At 43.9% G+C, this 17,167-nt stretch carries 19 protein-coding genes; 6 read left to right on the forward strand and 13 right to left on the reverse strand.

Annotation, left to right across the window (positions count from 1 at the left end; translation table 11 throughout):
- Positions 1-371 precede the first annotated feature (371 nt).
- Positions 372-833, forward strand: a complete 462-nt coding sequence (locus tag AB4135_RS07160) for an RNA-binding protein (RefSeq protein ID WP_020910435.1) — start codon at positions 372-374, stop codon at positions 831-833.
- 1 nt (position 834) lies between these two features.
- Here AB4135_RS07160 and murI read toward each other — a convergent pair whose 3' ends face one another.
- Positions 835-1,641 (reverse strand): glutamate racemase, encoded by an 807-nt coding sequence (gene murI / locus AB4135_RS07165; RefSeq protein ID WP_371991567.1) that lies wholly within the window; start codon positions 1,639-1,641, stop codon positions 835-837.
- Between the two features lie 185 nt (positions 1,642-1,826).
- Between murI and trmA the strand changes: the two genes are divergently transcribed.
- Positions 1,827-2,924, forward strand: a complete 1,098-nt coding sequence (gene trmA, locus AB4135_RS07170) for a tRNA (uridine(54)-C5)-methyltransferase TrmA (protein WP_371991568.1) — start codon at positions 1,827-1,829, stop codon at positions 2,922-2,924.
- A 327-nt stretch (positions 2,925-3,251) separates the two neighbouring features.
- Here trmA and fabR read toward each other — a convergent pair whose 3' ends face one another.
- Positions 3,252-3,866, reverse strand: coding sequence for an HTH-type transcriptional repressor FabR (gene fabR, locus AB4135_RS07175; protein WP_371991569.1), 615 nt, complete (start codon positions 3,864-3,866; stop codon positions 3,252-3,254).
- A 140-nt stretch (positions 3,867-4,006) separates the two neighbouring features.
- Here fabR and AB4135_RS07180 point away from each other — a divergent pair, with 140 nt between their 5' ends.
- From AB4135_RS07180 to mnmH, 3 genes are all read left to right on the forward strand, one after another.
- Positions 4,007-5,113: a fatty acid desaturase gene (locus AB4135_RS07180; RefSeq protein WP_371991571.1), complete on the forward strand. Its 1,107-nt coding sequence runs from the start codon at positions 4,007-4,009 to the stop codon at positions 5,111-5,113.
- 195 nt (positions 5,114-5,308) lie between these two features.
- Positions 5,309-6,346 (forward strand): selenide, water dikinase SelD, encoded by a 1,038-nt coding sequence (gene selD, locus AB4135_RS07185; protein ID WP_371991573.1) that lies wholly within the window; start codon positions 5,309-5,311, stop codon positions 6,344-6,346.
- Positions 6,346-7,443 (forward strand): tRNA 2-selenouridine(34) synthase MnmH, encoded by a 1,098-nt coding sequence (gene mnmH, locus AB4135_RS07190; RefSeq protein WP_371991574.1) that lies wholly within the window; start codon positions 6,346-6,348, stop codon positions 7,441-7,443. The genes selD and mnmH overlap by 1 nt, the downstream gene beginning before the upstream one ends.
- A 42-nt stretch (positions 7,444-7,485) precedes the next feature.
- Here mnmH and AB4135_RS07195 read toward each other — a convergent pair whose 3' ends face one another.
- From AB4135_RS07195 to nudE, 3 genes are all read right to left on the reverse strand, one after another.
- Positions 7,486-9,141 carry an MFS transporter gene (locus AB4135_RS07195; protein WP_371991576.1) on the reverse strand — a complete coding sequence of 552 codons (1,656 nt, stop codon included), beginning with the start codon at positions 9,139-9,141 and terminating at the stop codon, positions 7,486-7,488.
- A gap of 96 nt (positions 9,142-9,237) precedes the next feature.
- Complete coding sequence (gene cysQ / locus AB4135_RS07200; protein WP_371991578.1) at positions 9,238-10,053, reverse strand: 3'(2'),5'-bisphosphate nucleotidase CysQ; 816 nt, start codon at positions 10,051-10,053, stop codon at positions 9,238-9,240.
- 31 nt (positions 10,054-10,084) lie between these two features.
- Positions 10,085-10,639 carry an ADP compounds hydrolase NudE gene (gene nudE / locus AB4135_RS07205; protein WP_371991579.1) on the reverse strand — a complete coding sequence of 185 codons (555 nt, stop codon included), beginning with the start codon at positions 10,637-10,639 and terminating at the stop codon, positions 10,085-10,087.
- Positions 10,640-10,747: 108 nt separating this feature from the next.
- Between nudE and yrfG the strand changes: the two genes are divergently transcribed.
- Positions 10,748-11,416 (forward strand): GMP/IMP nucleotidase, encoded by a 669-nt coding sequence (yrfG, locus tag AB4135_RS07210; protein ID WP_371991581.1) that lies wholly within the window; start codon positions 10,748-10,750, stop codon positions 11,414-11,416.
- Between the two features lie 55 nt (positions 11,417-11,471).
- Here the strand turns inward: yrfG and AB4135_RS07215 are convergent, their stop codons facing one another.
- The 8 genes from AB4135_RS07215 to gspG are packed head-to-tail and all read right to left on the reverse strand — an operon-like array spanning position 11,472 to position 17,106.
- Positions 11,472-12,230 (reverse strand): type II secretion system protein N, encoded by a 759-nt coding sequence (locus tag AB4135_RS07215; protein ID WP_371991583.1) that lies wholly within the window; start codon positions 12,228-12,230, stop codon positions 11,472-11,474.
- Between the two features lie 9 nt (positions 12,231-12,239).
- Positions 12,240-12,716, reverse strand: coding sequence for a type II secretion system protein M (locus tag AB4135_RS07220; protein ID WP_371991585.1), 477 nt, complete (start codon positions 12,714-12,716; stop codon positions 12,240-12,242).
- 1 nt (position 12,717) lies between these two features.
- Positions 12,718-13,908, reverse strand: a complete 1,191-nt coding sequence (gene gspL / locus AB4135_RS07225; RefSeq protein WP_371991587.1) for a type II secretion system protein GspL — start codon at positions 13,906-13,908, stop codon at positions 12,718-12,720.
- A 45-nt stretch (positions 13,909-13,953) separates the two neighbouring features.
- Positions 13,954-14,934: a type II secretion system minor pseudopilin GspK gene (gene gspK, locus AB4135_RS07230; protein ID WP_371991589.1), complete on the reverse strand. Its 981-nt coding sequence runs from the start codon at positions 14,932-14,934 to the stop codon at positions 13,954-13,956.
- A gap of 2 nt (positions 14,935-14,936) precedes the next feature.
- A complete protein-coding gene (gene gspJ / locus AB4135_RS07235; protein WP_371991591.1) occupies positions 14,937-15,680 on the reverse strand; it encodes a type II secretion system minor pseudopilin GspJ in 744 nt (247 codons plus the stop codon).
- The gene (gene gspI, locus AB4135_RS07240) at positions 15,661-16,032 is read right to left on the reverse strand and encodes a type II secretion system minor pseudopilin GspI (RefSeq protein ID WP_220738337.1); all 372 of its coding nucleotides are present in this window, start codon (positions 16,030-16,032) and stop codon (positions 15,661-15,663) included. Before gspI ends, gspJ begins: the two co-directional genes overlap by 20 nt.
- Before the next feature lie 44 nt (positions 16,033-16,076).
- Positions 16,077-16,709, reverse strand: coding sequence for a type II secretion system minor pseudopilin GspH (gene gspH / locus AB4135_RS07245; protein WP_371991593.1), 633 nt, complete (start codon positions 16,707-16,709; stop codon positions 16,077-16,079).
- Positions 16,672-17,106 carry a type II secretion system major pseudopilin GspG gene (gene gspG, locus AB4135_RS07250; protein WP_220738335.1) on the reverse strand — a complete coding sequence of 145 codons (435 nt, stop codon included), beginning with the start codon at positions 17,104-17,106 and terminating at the stop codon, positions 16,672-16,674. Before gspG ends, gspH begins: the two co-directional genes overlap by 38 nt.
- Positions 17,107-17,167 lie beyond the last annotated feature (61 nt).

The raw sequence follows: 17,167 nt of genomic DNA on the forward strand, positions 1-17,167 counted from the left end.
TTAAAGCGTTTGTCACCTGAATCAAATCCCCGAAGGTTTTTAACTCTCTAACACTGCTGCAAGTCCCGTACTACCTAAGTAGTTGGCCTGCTGTGCCGTGTCAGTGGTTGCGCATTATAGGGAGATCTTGAGTAAGCGCAAGCGCTTTTTAATAAGAAAACGATCGCATGTCGATCTTTTCGCCAAACTGCCAGATTATGGATATTTATCGTACTTCACGCGCTGCTTAATTGACCTTTATAGGCATGGAACCAAGATAAAGTTCATTTTTTCAGCAACACACTAGTGTATTGCTCAATAATTCATTACCATATGCAAGTTATTAACAGTTAGTTATCGATTCATTCATTTACACTTCAGAGATTATATATATGCAGAAGTCATTCTTTATCGTTTTAGCCGTTGCCATTATTGGTGCATTAGCTATTTTTCAGATCGCTCCAGATCTAAACGGTGCCATTGCTTTCTTTACTGGCGCTATCATCGCAAGCGTTATCTTTTCAATTCAATCCAAATCAGGAACGTCTGCTGCAGCAAGTAGCAACGAGCCTTATACCGGTCCAACTATGACCTTATATGTAGGTAACTTGCCTTACCGTGTTCATGAAGGTGAAGTAAAAGCATTATTTGGTGAGTATGGTCCCGTCAACTCAGTTCGCTTAGTACGAGATCGTAAAACTGGACGTCGTAAAGGCTTTGGCTTTATCGAAATGTCAGAAGCGGGTGCTAAGAAGGCCATGTCTAAGTTAAACGAATATGATTTTCAAGAAAGAACATTGAAGGTTCGTGAAGCTAAGTCTCAAGATTCAGACAAAACAGAAAGCCAAGCGTAAGCTAGTGTAAGTTAGTTGAGGAGTGTGGTTCTATAGTCGTGAACCCCTCTTCAACTAGCCTTTCTTGCAAACCTTGTGTAATACCATCCGTCGTAAATACCGCACTATAATCTACAATCTTGTGACTTGCAGTTTTTGGTAAGCCGTTACCTTTAAGTAAGCTCAGTACTCTATCTGCCACAGCTTTACCTGAATCTAACAAAATAACGCTTTGCCCCAGTGACTGTTTAATCTCTGCAGCCAAAATAGGAAAGTGTGTACAACCTAGCACTAAGGTATCGAGTTCAGACGTTCTAATTGGGGCAAGTAATGACTCAAGCTTTTGCATGTCAACTGCCGTTCCCGCCAATTTGGCTTCCGCAAGCATGACCAATTCTGATGAACCAAACAGTTCAACCCGACAACCTTCTGCAAATGCATCGATTAACTCTTTGGTATAGGGACGTTTGATTGTACCTGGAGTAGCCAGTAAACCAATGTGCCTGCGCTTAGATATTTTTGCTGCTGGTTTAATAGCCGGGACAACACCGACAACAGCAATTGATAACTGCTGCCTTAATATTGGTAGCACTAACGTACTGGCCGAGTTACATGCAACCACCACAATGCTGGCATTGATACGCTTTGCTTGTTCGGTGATAAGCGATACGCATCCACTAATGAGTTCCGATTCTTCTAATTCACCATATGGCAGCCGGGCATTATCAAATAGATAGCAGCAGCTCTGCTGAGGCATTACTTTTCTAATCTCGTCCAGAATAGATAATCCACCAATTCCAGAGTCAAAAATAAGAATAGGTCCAGACAAAGCGTTCTCCACTATTATATGAATGCTGTTCTATCGCAGCGCAATTAGCCTTACTTAAGGCCGAATGGGCTATTTTGCTTTAAAATTTACCCACAAGCTAGGTTAAATAGAAACAGAGAAACTGGACATCCCTGCTATCTAGTATAATATTCCGCCCCTAATTTAATGCTCACGGTGATCAAAATATGAATTTAGCAGCAATGGATCCTTCAACCTATGATGTGCAACTCGAAGCCAAGCGCGTCAAGCTAAAGCAGTTATTTACTGATTTTGACACGCCGGAACTTGAATCATTTAGCTCTGAAACTGCCCACTATCGTATGCGCGCTGAATTTAGAATGTGGCATGAAGGGGAAGATCTCTACTATTACATGTTCGATAAAGAACTTAATAGCAAAGTGCGTTGCGATCAGTTTCTACCTGCAAGTGAACTTATCAATCAAATGATGCCTGTACTCGTTGAGCTATTAAAGCCTAACACGATATTACGTCATCGATTGTTCCAGATAGATTTTCTATCAACGCTAAGTGGAGAGATCTTAGTATCCTTGCTTTACCATAAGCAGCTAGATGCTGAATGGGAAGAGCAAGCCAAAATCTTAAAGCATACACTGAGTAGCCAATTCAATGTCAATTTGATTGGCCGCGCTCGCAAACAAAAACTGATCTTTGATAAAGACTTCGTCGTTGAATCACTTAACGTAGCTGGTAAGCAACTGCAGTATCATCAGATCGAAAATAGCTTTACCCAGCCTAATGGTAAAGTTTCAGTCAAAATGCTTGAGTGGGCGATTGATGTCACTAAAAATAGCACTGGTGATTTATTAGAACTGTATTGCGGCAATGGTAATTTCTCAATTGCACTGGCACAGAACTTCGAACGAGTATTGGCAACTGAGCTCGCCAAGCCGTCAGTAGAATCTGCTCAGTACAATATCAAAATGAATCACGTCGATAATCTGCAAATTATTCGTATGTCTGCAGAAGACTTTACCGATGCGATGGCAAAGAAACGTAGCTACCGACGTTTAGAAGGTATCGATCTTGATAGCTATAACTGCAACACCATCTTTGTCGATCCACCGCGTGCAGGTTTGGACGAGAATACCGTTAAGCTAGTACAAGGTTATGAGCGTATTGTTTATATCTCATGCAACCCAAATACCTTGCTAGATAACTTAAAAGAGTTGAGTAAAACCCATAACATCACTCGTTTTGCATTGTTTGATCAGTTCCCATATACCGATCACATGGAGTCAGGTGTATTTCTTGAGAAGAAATAAAGCTCAATGAGTCAAACAAAAACGGCATCCAATTGGATGCCGTTTTTGTTATTTATACCAATTGCATTAAAAGTTTGACCATTCAGCGGGAATTCAAAACGCTGTAGGCAAGTTGTGGAATTTGAGCTAATAGCTATTCTATATCCAAATCCCATAGCGAAGCATACAGCGTTGTGAAACCCGCACTACGTGAGCCCCTCAGTCTTCCCACTTCTGCTTTGCATTGGCTTAAAAGGGAATAACCATTTCTTTACCAATACGCTTTGAATTGAAAAGGCTGAAGGGCTCTGAACTGGTCAAATACTTAATGCAATTAGTATTAATCTGCTACTTCTGCTCTCTTTTATTCTGCAGAGCATCGGCACCTTTAGCGATCATATGCAATTGGATCACGAGTCGATCCGCTAAGACCTTGCGATCTACCCGTTTCATATCTAACGCCGCAGCACCCGCATTGAACACTAAAGTCACCAGCGCTTCAGCTTGAGCATGTGCTAGATCTGGTGCTCGATTAGCGGTTGCTTCTGTGTAATGCGCTAATTCAGAGATGAAATGCTCAATCTCTCTTGCTACTGCACCACGAAATGGCGCTGAGGTGCCAGAACGCTCATGCAGCAGAATCCTAAATACATTGGGATTAGATTCAAGTACTTCCATAAAGGTTTCAACAGAAATACGAATAACACTACCACCTGCTTCTGCACGCTGACGCCCTTTCCGCATCATTTGCCTGAGCGTAAGTCCACCTTCGTCCACCATGGTTAAACCCAACTCATTCATATCTTTAAAATGTCGATAGAATGAGGTCGGTGCAATATTGGCCTCGCGGGCAACTTCGCGCAAACTCAAGCTAGAAAAGCTACGCTCAGCACTCAACTGATTAAACGCTGCATCTACTAGCGCGCGTCGTGTCTTCTCTTTTTGTTGTGCTCTAATGCCCATACGGAACCTACTTACAAAAGTTATGTTTCGAATAATAACGCTTTTTTACTTAAAACGCAGCATCAACAAACTTGACCCAAATCTCTATCCAAGTTAAATTAGCGTACAGCTGTACGCTCAACTAGAGATTATAAAAAATAATGAAAAAACCTCCAATTATTTGGATGAATGTGAGTCTTTTTACCATCACATTTGCCTGCGCTGTTTTATTAGTACCTTGGTATGGGATCGTTTATGGCTTTGAAGCTATTGAATGGATCGCCTTTGTAGTACTTGCCTTTGCCAGTGGCTTGTCAATCACTGGTGGCTACCATAGACTCTGGTCTCATCGCACATACAAAGCCCATGCTTCAGTGCGCTTTCTCTATGCCCTTGGCGGCGCACTGGCACTACAAAATAGTGCACTGCATTGGTCTTCAGATCATCGAGTACACCACAAGCATGTCGATAATAACGATAAAGACCCTTACTCAGCTAAAATGGGATTTTGGTATAGCCATATAGGCTGGATGCTGCGTGAATATCAATCTCAGCGATACCATGATTACAAGAATGTACGCGATCTACAGAATGATAAAATTGTGATGTGGCAGCATAAATACTATCTACCACTGCTTATTATCATGAACTTCGGCCTACCGATTCTGTTAGGTTGGTTGAATGGTGACATTCTTGGCATGCTACTGCTAGCAGGTCTATTACGCCTAGTGGTGGTACATCACTGTACTTTCTTCATTAACTCACTGGCTCATATATGGGGCTCGCAGCCATATACAGATAAAAATACTGCCCGTGATAATGGCTTTATAGCACTGTTAACCTATGGTGAGGGATACCATAACTACCATCATATCTTTGAGAATGACTACCGCAATGGCATTCACTGGTGGCAGTATGATCCAACCAAGTGGTTAATCGATGGGCTGGCGTTAGTAGGGCTTACTAATAGCCGCCGAGTTGTGCCACAAGAGCGAATCGAAAGCGCTCGCTTACAGATGCAGCTTAAACGCACTCAAAATAAAGTTGCTCATCTTGCTAACAGTGAAGAGATTATTGAAAAGCTACAAGCCGAGTATGAAATGCTGAAAACTCATTTAGCAGAATATTACGATGCCAAGAAAGCACTGCTTGAAGCTAAGCGTAAACAACTCGCGGATCGAGACCTTATGGCTGAGGTCAAAGAGCTTAAGCTTCGATTTAAGCAACAAAAGAAAAGCTGGCACAGTCTGACCGCAAGCTTTAGCTAAAAGCTAAGACCATAGATAGAACAACATCAGCCACTCTCATGAGTGGCTTTTTCTTTGATACTCGCGTAACTCAATACTCAGTCGATCCCACAAATCTACCATTAGAACTCAACTTCACCAGTCACTTCATTGAAGTCATTAGATGATGGGTCTATGATAATCGGCTAATTAGCATTTTTAGGGCGTTTTAAGCTCATGTCAGATCAACAAATTAAACTTACCGAGTATAGTCACGGCGCCGGTTGTGGCTGTAAGATTTCCCCTAAGGTACTCGGTACTATACTCGCAACTCAACTGCCCGTATTTGACGACCCTAAACTGCTTGTGGGAAATCAAACCCGAGATGATGCAGCAGTATACAAACTTAACGACACCACAGGCATTATTAGCACCACCGACTTTTTTATGCCTATCGTTGATGACCCTTTTACTTTCGGACGCATAGCAGCAACCAATGCGATCAGTGATATCTATGCCATGGGCGGCACGCCTATGATGGCAATCGCCATTTTGGGCTGGCCAGTAGATAAGCTACCTGCCGAAGTGGCACAACAAGTTGTTGATGGTGGCAGACAAGCCTGCGCCGATGCAGGAATAATGCTAGCCGGAGGTCATAGTATTGATTCTCCAGAGCCTATTTTTGGCTTAGCGGTAACTGGGCAAATTCCATTGGATGAGCTCAAGCAGAACAACACGGCTAAAGTGGGCGATAAACTCTACCTAACCAAGCCACTTGGTATTGGCATTTTAACCACTGCGCAAAAGCAGAAAAAGCTTGCTGATGCCGACCTTAATACAGCAGCGGATGCGATGTGTCAGTTGAACATTTTGGGCCCTAATATCGCAAAAATTCCACAGGTAAACGCACTAACTGATGTTACTGGCTTCGGCTTAGCTGGACACCTTTTAGAGATGTGTCATGGCGCAGAGCTTGGCGCAAAAATCGATATCAGTTTGCTGCCGCTACTGCCTAATGCTCAGCAATACCTCGAGATGGGCTGCATTCCAGGGGGAACCCACAGAAACTTCGATAGCTATGGTGAACACTTACCCGTGTTAACTGAACAGCAAAAAGCGATTATCTGCGACCCGCAAACAAGTGGCGGCTTGTTGATCTCGGTCTCTAGTGAGGGCGAAGCTGAACTGCAGCAATTACTATCAGACAATGGTGTCGAACCTATCTGCATTGGTGAGTTAGTAGAGCAATCAGCAACCACAGTGGAGCTTATCTAATGCCCGTCAACATGGTGAGCGCAAGTGAGTACCGACGAATTCTCGTCAGTGATCATCCTATAATGGATGCGCGAGCACCTGTTGAATTTACCAAGGGGGCATTTCCTGCCAGTAGTAACCATCCATTAATGGAAGACGAAGAGCGTAAATTAGTCGGTACTTGCTACAAACAAAACGGACAACAAGCTGCTATCACTTTAGGCCATTCACTTGTTACTGGCGAGACAAAGCAGCAAAGGCTTGATGCTTGGCAGCGCTATTTTACTCAGCACCCAGATGCATACCTTTATTGCTTTAGAGGGGGCTTACGCTCTAAATTAACTCAACAGTGGTTAAAAGAAGCTGGTATCGATATCCCCTTTATTGAAGGCGGCTATAAAGCGATGCGTCAGTTTTTAATTGAAACTATCGATAACGCAGCGAGCCAGAAACCCATGTTAATTCTCAGTGGGATCACCGGCAGCGGTAAGACCGACTTTTTGCTCGCTCGTAATGACAGTGTCGATCTCGAAGGTATTGCTCATCATCGAGGTTCGAGCTTTGGCCGCTACCATGAGCCGCAGCCGACCCAGATAAACTTTGAGAATGCATTAGCTGTCGCTCTCTTAAAACATCAAGATAGCAACGCTAAACACCTGCTGCTCGAAGATGAGAGCTTCCTTATTGGACGCTCTGCATTACCACAAGCATTCTACAAAGGGATGCAAGCGGCTAATGTCGTGGTGCTAGAAGAACCGATGCAAGCAAGATTAACCCGCCTACTTAATGAGTATGTACATAAAATGCATAGCGGCTATATTGAGCGTCTTGGTGAAGAAGCCGGCTTTGCAGCATTTGCTGAATATTTAGCACTGAGTATCACCGGGATAAAGAAACGACTGGGTGGTAAGCAACACGATGAATTCCAAACGATTATCACCAATGCGCTTAACATTCAGCAAAGTCGTGGTGATACCAGTGCTCATCTTGAATGGATTGAGCTACTGTTAAGTAAATATTACGATCCTATGTATCAGTACCAGATAGATAAAAAAGCTGAGCGAATTTTGTTTAAAGGAGATCATGCTGCTGTGCATCAATGGCTAGACGCTCGCTAACGTCTGCCGCTTATTAGCTGGTTATTGCCTACGCTTAACCGGCTATTTCGTTAACCCCACCTCAATTTCCCCTCTCAACCACGACTTTTTTCTGCGCTTAATGCTACATGTTACCCTTGTCGCGCTCTCTATTGAGGCTGGCAATATTGCCCCTTTAGCACACATGATCACAGGCAAGGGCTGCATTGCACCGTGCCACTGACGTTTATTAATAAAGTATTTTTCTAGCCAGCCGTGCTGAGTCTCAGGCTGCGGAGCAGCGATATAAACGGGTCGATTAAACAAACCATTAATGACAAACAATCTAGAAAGATCAAATCGATCCACCTCAACGATGAGAGGCGTGCTTCCGTCCAGCTTTAAAGCAGCTAGTTCGTCAGTATTATTGATTACCTGGCGATTAACTATCCGCCGTAATACATAGCTAAATGCACTCAGCGTTAATTCTGACCAACTTACGAGTAAGGCCAATAGTACCAGCAAATTACCGCAGGCAAGCACTAAGAATAATTGTTCAATTTTCCATTGCAGTCCGTTTAACACCAACATGGAAAAAATCGCCGAAGTCACCATAAATAGTGCGTTGACGATATTATTACTGGCGATGGCCTGGGCACATTCGTTTTCATCTGCACGCGCTTGTATAAAGGTATATAGCGGCACAATAAACAAGCCGCCGCCAACACCTATCATCAATAGATCAAACATCAAACGGTAGTGGATTGCATCACTGACAAACGTAACGACATCGAATACAGCAGCTGGAGCCGCTAAGATGGGTAAAGCGGTATACAGATCGATACCAAATACACCAAGTACTATCAAACCTAAAGGCGCGATCCCCAGTTCAACTTGCTTACATGACAATCGCTCACACACAAAAGAGCCTATGCCTATGCCAATAGAAAAGAGCAGTAGCAACAACGAGACCACGGTCGGATCGGAATGAAGTGTTATGCGGGCAAAGTTGGGGATCTGGGTTAAATAGGTCGCACCAACAAACCAAAACCAACTAATCGCCAATATCGCAATCCAAATATCTCGATTTTTTCGCACTTTCGAAATGCTTGTTACCGTCGCTTTGATGATCGAAAACTTGGGTTTTACTTTATTACTTGAGGGAATGCTGGGGATCATCCAGCTACTAAATACGCCTATCAACGCCAAGGTAAACACGCTGCCCGCCGCCCAATAAGTCGCATTTTTGCTAGCGACAATCAGCCCAGCAGACAAAGTACCGGCCAAAATAGCCAGAAAGGTGCCCATTTCGACCCAAGCATTACCTGATACCAACTCATGTTCACGCAATACTCGGGGCAGTAATGAGTATTTTACTGGTCCAAAGTAGGCGGATTGAACCCCCATCAAGAACAGTAGTAACAACATAATAAGATAGCTATGAGAAAAGATTGCCAACACTGCAGCAGACATAATCAAAAGCTCGAGTACTTTAAGTCGACGGATAAGAGTCGCTTTGTCGATACTGTCGGCAACTTGTCCCGCATGAGCTGAAAATAGCAAAAATGGTAGGATGAATAGACCTGCTGCAAGGTTTACAAAAAGGTGTACATCAATAGGCAGGGCTTCTAATTGTGAGTAGCTCACCATCAATAGCAGCACATTTTTATAAACATTATCATTTAGCGCCCCTGAGCACTGAGTCACAAAATAGGGCAAAAAGCGGCGACTAAATAGCATAAATTTCCTTTTGAGAAACTGACAATAACGCCAGTAGTAAACAATTGCTCCAATAAAAAAGCCATCACATTGTGATGGCTTTAAACAGTTAACAACTTAACTCTCAGCGATTAGGATCTCATCCCAAGCTAAGTTTGGCGAGCCAACAACGATAAAGTTTGGATTCTCCAAGCTTTCACGTTCGTTATAACTCAATGGCTGTAGCGCTAGATCCATGATCTGCCCCCCCGCCTCTTCTACAATAATTTGTGCCGCCCCCGTGTCCCACTCGCCAGTAGGACCAATTCGTACGTAACTGTCTGCACGTCCTTCAGCTACCAAGCAGCTTTTCAGCGCTGCTCCACCAAGCACCACCAATTCGCAATGCTTATTTTGGTTAAACAGCTTAATAACCGACTGTGGATCTTGGCGGCGACTAACCGCTAGTCTCAATGGACTATTGTCATCATGACTGATCTGTCGACTACTAATGCGCACCTCATTGCCGTTGTCTCGCTTATAAGCTCCTAAACCTGCAATGGCGTAGTAGCACACTTCTGTCATTGGTACATACACAACACCGACGATAGGACGATTATGCTCAACGAGAGCGATAATGACCGAGAAATCACCACTCCCGGCAATAAACTCTCCAGTGCCATCAAGCGGGTCAACCAACCAGTAACGCTGCCAATTACAACGCTCAGTAAATGCGATATCGGCATCTTCCTCTGATAAAACAGGGATCTCAGGAGTGAGCTCTTTAAGCGCTTTGATGATGATATTATGTGCGGCTATATCTGCCGAAGTCACCGGGGTATTATCTGACTTTATCTCGCGATCGAAATCACCTTGCTGGTAAATATCGCGAATTTTTTTGCCCGCCTCAGTGGCGATTTCTATGACTTGATCGATGTAACTCTCTGGCTTCATAACGGCTTACTACCCGGTTGTATTAATTAGGCTACTTCAGTTGTAGATGCTTTTGCGCTAAAAATAAAGCACTTACACTGCGAGACTCTGAAAAATCCTGCTCTTGTAATAAACCTTGCCACTGTTCCAGTGGCCATGGAACCATGTCTATCGGTTCAGGTTCATCACCTTCCAATTCACTTTGATAAAGGTCTTCTGCTAAAAATATCTGCATTTTACTGGCAAAATAGCCAGGGGCTAAACTCAACTCCATCAAGTGAGTCAGTTTATTTGAGCCGTAGCCAATCTCTTCCTGTAACTCTCGATTAGCAGCCTCCGCCGCCGTTTCTCCCGGATCAATCAGCCCTTTTGGAAAGCCAAGCTCATAACTGTGAGTGCCTGCCGCATACTCTCGACCTAATAATAATTGCTTATTATCAAGTACAGGTACCACCATAACAGCGCCACGATTATTACCTTTCATGCGCTCATATTGACGCTCAACTTGATTTGAAAACCTTAAATGCAGCTGTTCAATCTGAAATAATCGGCTTTTAGCCACTACTTCAGCATGCAATATTTCTGGTTTAACCTTCTTGATAGTCATACACATCCTATGGCGATTGATCTTTCCCGCAGATAGTTGCTGAGATCAGTTACAATCTTACTATTCTAGCTCCAATCTACAACCTGAATTTACTAGGATCAGCTAACTATGTTTCCATGGCACGATATTGATACTGTTTTACTTGATATGGACGGTACCCTACTCGACCTACATTTTGATAACCATTTTTGGCTCAGTTTGATCCCAAAAGCGCTGAGTGAGCAACGTAATATCTCGGAAAATGTAGCCATGGAGTGGGTTGAGGCTAACTACCAAAAGGTTGATGGCACTCTAGATTGGTACTGTTTAGATTATTGGGAGCAGCAGATGGGGCTAGATATTATGGCTCTACATAAAACCTTAGTGGAGAAAATCCAGCTGCGCCAAGACAGCTTGCCATTTCTGTATGCGCTAGAAAAAGCCAACAAAAAGCGAATTCTAGTGACCAATGCTCACCCGAAAGGCTTAACACTCAAATTAGCACATACCGATTTAGCGTTAGGCTTAGATGCGATGATCTCAAGCCATGAAACGGGTTACCCCAAAGAGCATCCACTATTCTGGCAACAGTTGTTTGAACGCTTTGATTTAGAGCCAAGCCGCTGCTTATTCATCGATGACAACGAAACCATTTTAGCAGCAGCTAAACTCGCTGGAGTAGGCCATCAATTAGGCGTGGCAAATCCAGATAGCCAGAAGCCCAACAAACTATTTAGCGACTTCCCCGCAATAGATGATTACCATCACCTATTGGATGAGTTACTCAAACAAGTTTGATCAAAAAAGGCACCTTTAAAGTGCCTTTTTAATACCTTTTACAACAGAGATAAACCTAGATAGGTAATCGACCTTGATAGGTAATTGGGTAGTAGCCTTGGCTATCTTTCTTGCCTAGGAATCCAAGTGCTTTTTTCAAGTCATCAGGCTGAGTATTAACCTCGCGGATTTTAGCATTCACCTGCATCATCTTATTATCAGCCAACAAGATGCTACCATCTAAGCCTAGGCCATTAAGCTTTTCATCTGTCGCCAATTGCACTTGGCCATCGATACAGCTTAAACCTAAGGCAATATCGCCTAATGGATAATTACCAAACTGATTGGTCACTTGGACCTTGTTTAAAAATAGCTTACCCGATAGCTGTTCGCACCAAGGTAGCCCTTGTTCAAAGGTATCGACTAAGGCGCTTACATCACCTTTAATTTCAGTTCTAAACGGTAGTCGAGTATTACCTAACAAAAAGTCACTCGGTGCTTCAAAACGCAGGCCGCTAACGTCGAGTCCAGCAAAAGAATACGCTACCACAGCTTTACCATTAACGGCGCTACTGCGACTTCCGATACTAACATCCGCCTTAACGGTTCCCATCAACAGTGATGCAATACTCAAATCCCAACGCACCATTTCAAGCTGACGCTTTTGCACAGTCAAAGAGTCGATACTGCCAGACCAAATAGTGCCTGATACACCACTAATAACCGTATTAGCCGGTATAGGTGCAAGCTTCACAGCCATGCTGGCGGGAAATAACACCACTAAAAAAACCAAATAGATGAAAAAGCCTAGCGCGATTTTTTTTACTAATTTCACAACAACATCCTACTTGGATAACTGAATTCGGCGAACATTAACGAAACCGGGGGTATCGGATTCAGCCACATCCAAACTTTCTAATGATAAACCTTGGTTTTGAACCAGCTCATTGAGGTAGCTCAGCAAAGTATCGAACGGCACTTCATCCATCCATACTTGAATTTTATTACCTTGAGGCTGCATCCGAGTAATCGTTAAACCAAAGCTACCTGCTGTTTGGTTAACCGCAGCGCTTAAACTGCCTTTAAAGCCACTGCCTTGGTTTGTTTGTTTCAAGCCCGCAATGCGATTAGCAGTCTGCTTTACATAATTGAGAGTATTGAGCTGGCCTTCAAGGTTACGCTCAGCATCAGCTTCTGCATTGGCGATTGGCGTCCAAACGCCCCAATACAAAATACCTATCACTAATACTACCCCACAAGCGCTAACCATCTGCTTTTCACGCAGGATCAAGCCCGCCCACCATACTTTAAGATTATCCATCTTATTTGCTCCTAATGGTTATGGTGCTGGTGACTTCAGACTCACCACTGTTCATCGCGCCACCATCGAGCTTGTATGTGCGGGATATTATCTCTTTAAACTTCTCAATTTGTGCATAGTTCTTGGCTTTAATCTGCATCCGCAGTTCGCCACGATTACTGTCAAAACGCAATGTGGTCGGCTTCAGATCTTGTACTTGCTCAAACGCAGCTTGAGTGCCTTCGAGCATGCTGAAAAACTCGGTGCCGCTGCCGCCGCCTTGCATTTTTCGTACATAACTATCCATTTGCGCACGCAGGTTAACCACTCGCGAACTACCTGGCACCACTTGTTTGTAGATCTGTTCGCTCTGCAGTCTTACCACATCTGCTTTAGCATTCATTTGGTGAATATTAAGGCCTTTATTCACTAGCGCTAACACCACTACCACCGCAAATACGATGGCGGCATTACGCCATAAGCTAAGATGTTTACCGTATTCACGCTTTGGTTGATAAACACCTGACAGCAGGTTCATTGGCGCATTGAGCATGCCACGTGCTAACACCAACATGGGTAAGTCGAGAGGTTGCGCTTTTATATCCGTCCCTGCCAAAGCAAGTTCGGTATAGCCAGCAACTGTGGTTGCCTCTTCACTGTCAGGCAGGAGTTGCGGTAACGCCATATCGAGCCACTCACGCTCAAGGCTTACACCACTGCCTTGGCCTGTTCGTAGTAAGATCTCTTTCCCAAAAGTAATAGCCGCCCAATCACATTCAGCCAAAGGCAATGCAAGACAGTCTGGCACAATGCACTTAGCTTTTAATCCAGCTTCCGCTAGCCACTCTATCCAGTTTTGCATCTGCTCGTGAGCAACGACTGCAATATTGAGTGCATCACCTTCACGAGGGCCAACCACAAAATGCAGCTCTTCTACATCTTGCGCCAAATTCTCTTCCAGCATAAATGGCAGTGCTTTAATCGCTTGACGCTGACCTTTTTCAGGCAGATCAACTGCAGTCAAAGTAATGCTGGATGCCGGAACTAATACGTCAACCGCGCGATTAGCCGCTCTTTCAGTCAGAGTCGATAGTGCGCTAGCGTCACTGAGTTCGCCAGAACCTATTATTTCTTGTTCCTGTTCAGACCAAACGAGCCACGAACACGGTTGCTCAAAGGATTGTCCTAAACGGATAAATAGTCTTTCACTCACTGATCTGTCTCCACGAGTCTCTTTAATCGAATCAAAGGACTGTTGTTATTTTTGTCCGCCAAACTGACGGGATAACACATTTAGCTTTTTACCATCGCCATTGAGTACACTCTCAAGCCTAAATACGGCGCTATCGACTTTAGCGCCCGCTTCCAATAAAAAATAGCTACTGGTCACGCCAAAACTCGATTTAAGTTGTGCATCGCCAGCGAGGCTTGCAATAGAGGAGTTTTCCCAAAACTCATCTATTTTTTCATAACCATCGCCGGGGCGCTGATTGATAATACTTTCAGCTTCACCAACCGAAATTTTATTGTCTAACATGCCCGCAATCAGCGCGGCATGCTCTACTGGCACAGTATTAACATTTAATACCTGTGTTGTATTACCTGGTACTGCACATACATAAGGTGCAATTTTAAGATAGATATCTTGCGTGAACCCCATCACCGCGCGCAGTTCACTCTTATGGCTCATCAAGGTATTAGCGGCACGATAAGGTACATTTCGTGCTTCATATTCCGCGTCTTCCGCACCGTAAGGGCTCGCCGTCATATCTTCGTCGATATAATCTTTTAGGGTTTGCGATAAGCGCTCTGCGGCAAAATCGTCCATCCCAAGGGCCACTAACAGTCCTTTAAATTGAATCGCTGGCAGTGGCATTTTAGGTTGACCATTTTCAACTTTCTTGGTCGTCTGCGATAATGAATTCACATTAAAACATGACTGCATATCACTGATTTTACCTGCAATTTCACCATTCTCTGCAGGAAAAATAACATCAGCTTGCGCCCAATACTGTTGCATATGCACAGTCTCAGAATCTTCTAAATCTTGTTTCAAGACTTTTTTGGCGATCTCTTCAGCTGATATTGCATACCAAAAAGCTTGATCATATTGCGCTAAATTAATGGTGCGCCTAACAGACAACTGGTTTCTAGAGGTGATATTGGTGGCAATAATCGCCACCATAGCCACAATCAACAACACCACTATCAGCGCAACGCCTCTTTGTTTAGTTGGCATGATTAAGTACCTTTTCCGCTATCAGCGGAACCGCTACTACCACCGTTATTGCTGCCAGTGTTACCGTCGTTATTATCATCACCGCTATTATTACCGCCGTTATTATTGCCGCCACCGTTATTACTTCCAGCAGAGGCACCAGTCGGCAATAAGAACTTACGTTGCACCTTGCCTATATCTTCGAACTCTATTTCCATAGCGATCGCTTTAGGCAGCTTGGTGGCATCGGTTTTTCGTTCCCACTTATCATCAGTGAAAAAAGCATACTCAACCGAAATCACCTTTTTCATCACAATCGTTTTAATCGGTTCAGCACCGATCTCGGGTTCTGGATATGGGTAATACCAACGTTCCAAATTCCCTTCAATAACCACATAAGCAACTGACTGCAAACTACCTCTTGGCAGCATTCCGTCAGGGTTTAACCAGCCTAAACGAAAAAATACTAACGACTCTGATTCAGAGTCGAGCATGTTATCGCCAGTTTGAAACACTGTGGTAGCACGGCCTCCTTCAAGTAATCTTGGAGTGCGGGCTACCATTTGGTTTAGGTCTCGCTCAATAATGCCAAACCCTTGCTGCATCGCTTTTAACTTGCCAGCAAACTCACGAGTCACCGTATCATTTTTCAAAACTGTAGACAGTACCGTATTCGCTGCAAGCCCTAAGAGGGCAAATATAGCAATAGCGATCAGCATCTCTAACAGCGTAAAGCCGCTGCTAGATTTAATCCGACTTGAGGACATAACTGCTTACCTCAGCAATAACACGACCAAAGCGATCATCGTCGCTAATGGTGATGCGGATCATTCTAAAATTATCATCGGTTGTCTTCACAACCTCTTTACGCCAATACCAGTCTTTACCTGCTAACTGCTCTTGACCATCTTTACGACCAATATCTGGGAACTTAGGCTCTAAACGCGCTTCTACCATTTGGTTATGAGCAACCCACTGCGCCATGGTGCGCTCTTCCAATATCGGCATATTGGCCATCTGCTCGCCTAAGCTTTTAGTTATTGATACTGCAGCAATGGAAAAAACCGCCAAAGCGACAATAACTTCAAGTAAGGTCATTCCGCGCTGCTTAACAGACATAGGCAGGCGCATTTTGATCAGTGATTGGCGTGTGTAGACAACCATTAACGAACATCATCTTCATAATTCAGTTTCAACCGGCCTAAGGCATCACCGACGACGACCACTTCGATCTCTTTATCCATTGCGTCTTTAGCGACGAAAGCCAGTTCAAATGCACTCATTTCACCACTTGGGAATAGCAGAATTTGTGGCTCGGGATACTTCTTTTTCTCATCAGCAGACTTTTCTATTAGCGGCTCATCAAACCAGCTTTCATCTTCTTCATCGTCCTGCACGAGTGGCAAACCATCAAGCACCAAAACCAGCTCAATACCCGGCTCCATCTGTCTGCTCGCTAACAACCTATCTTGCTCCAGCGGCTTCCAGTTACCCTCTTCGTCATAGTAGACATATTCATAGCTGTCTTGCTCAACAACAATACCAATAAAATGGCCACTAAGGACGGTTTCATCCAGTACCATTTCCGAAGACATCATAAATTGCTGCGCCAAGCGTTCCAGCGATTGCTTTTGTCCCGCACCACCCATACTCAAGGTAACAGCAGTCGCTGCTAGCCCCATAAGTAGCACAACGAGCAACACCTCCATTAAGGTGAAGCCCGATTGACGAACTCGCAACGCTGCTGCTAATGTCATCTTATTGGAAGTTCTGTAGGTTCCAGTTACCGATGTCATCTTCTGTTCCTGGCTGGCCATCAGGACCTGCACTGAAGATATCCAATTTGCCGTTTTCGCCTGGGCTTAATAGCAGGTAATCATTGCGCCATGGATCTTGTGGAAGACGCTTAACATAGCCATCTTCACGGTAGTTACGCGGCTCTGGCGACATTGTCGGCTTTTGCACTAAGGCTTCAAGCCCTTGCTCTGTTGATGGGTAGATGCTGTTATCTAAACGATACATATCTAACGCATTTTCTAGCGCAACAATATCTGAAACTGCCTTCTGTTGGTCAGCTTTATCTTTGTTACCCATTAGGTTTGGTACTACCATAGAAGCTAGAATTCCTAAAATCACGATAACAACCATAACTTCTAATAGGGTAAAACCTTTTTGTTTATTACGAGTTTGCATTAAAAACTTCCTTCAACTGAATGACTTAAATATTTCTCGAATGGCAATGCCAACATCGAAA

The sequence above is a fragment of the Shewanella sp. 10N.286.54.B9 genome, from assembly GCF_041468565.1.
Classification (GTDB): domain Bacteria; phylum Pseudomonadota; class Gammaproteobacteria; order Enterobacterales; family Shewanellaceae; genus Shewanella.

What these genes read in the sequence shown, in the direction of transcription:
- mnmH (WP_371991574.1), top strand. Translation starts at nt 6,346, where the DNA reads ATGCCCGTCAACATGGTGAGCGCAAGTGAGTACCGACGAATTCTCGTC.
- AB4135_RS07195 (WP_371991576.1), bottom strand. Translation starts at nt 9,141, where the DNA reads ATGCTATTTAGTCGCCGCTTTTTGCCCTATTTTGTGACTCAGTGCTCA.
- gspJ (WP_371991591.1), bottom strand. Translation starts at nt 15,680, where the DNA reads ATGTCCTCAAGTCGGATTAAATCTAGCAGCGGCTTTACGCTGTTAGAG.
- yrfG (WP_371991581.1), top strand. Translation starts at nt 10,748, where the DNA reads ATGTTTCCATGGCACGATATTGATACTGTTTTACTTGATATGGACGGT.
- cysQ (WP_371991578.1), bottom strand. Translation starts at nt 10,053, where the DNA reads ATGAAGCCAGAGAGTTACATCGATCAAGTCATAGAAATCGCCACTGAG.
- AB4135_RS07160 (WP_020910435.1), top strand. Translation starts at nt 372, where the DNA reads ATGCAGAAGTCATTCTTTATCGTTTTAGCCGTTGCCATTATTGGTGCA.
- gspH (WP_371991593.1), bottom strand. Translation starts at nt 16,709, where the DNA reads ATGACATCGGTAACTGGAACCTACAGAACTTCCAATAAGATGACATTA.
- gspK (WP_371991589.1), bottom strand. Translation starts at nt 14,934, where the DNA reads ATGCCAACTAAACAAAGAGGCGTTGCGCTGATAGTGGTGTTGTTGATT.
- fabR (WP_371991569.1), bottom strand. Translation starts at nt 3,866, where the DNA reads ATGGGCATTAGAGCACAACAAAAAGAGAAGACACGACGCGCGCTAGTA.
- AB4135_RS07220 (WP_371991585.1), bottom strand. Translation starts at nt 12,716, where the DNA reads ATGGATAATCTTAAAGTATGGTGGGCGGGCTTGATCCTGCGTGAAAAG.
- AB4135_RS07180 (WP_371991571.1), top strand. Translation starts at nt 4,007, where the DNA reads ATGAAAAAACCTCCAATTATTTGGATGAATGTGAGTCTTTTTACCATC.
- gspI (WP_220738337.1), bottom strand. Translation starts at nt 16,032, where the DNA reads ATGTCTGTTAAGCAGCGCGGAATGACCTTACTTGAAGTTATTGTCGCT.
- trmA (WP_371991568.1), top strand. Translation starts at nt 1,827, where the DNA reads ATGAATTTAGCAGCAATGGATCCTTCAACCTATGATGTGCAACTCGAA.
- nudE (WP_371991579.1), bottom strand. Translation starts at nt 10,639, where the DNA reads ATGACTATCAAGAAGGTTAAACCAGAAATATTGCATGCTGAAGTAGTG.
- gspG (WP_220738335.1), bottom strand. Translation starts at nt 17,106, where the DNA reads ATGCAAACTCGTAATAAACAAAAAGGTTTTACCCTATTAGAAGTTATG.
- selD (WP_371991573.1), top strand. Translation starts at nt 5,309, where the DNA reads ATGTCAGATCAACAAATTAAACTTACCGAGTATAGTCACGGCGCCGGT.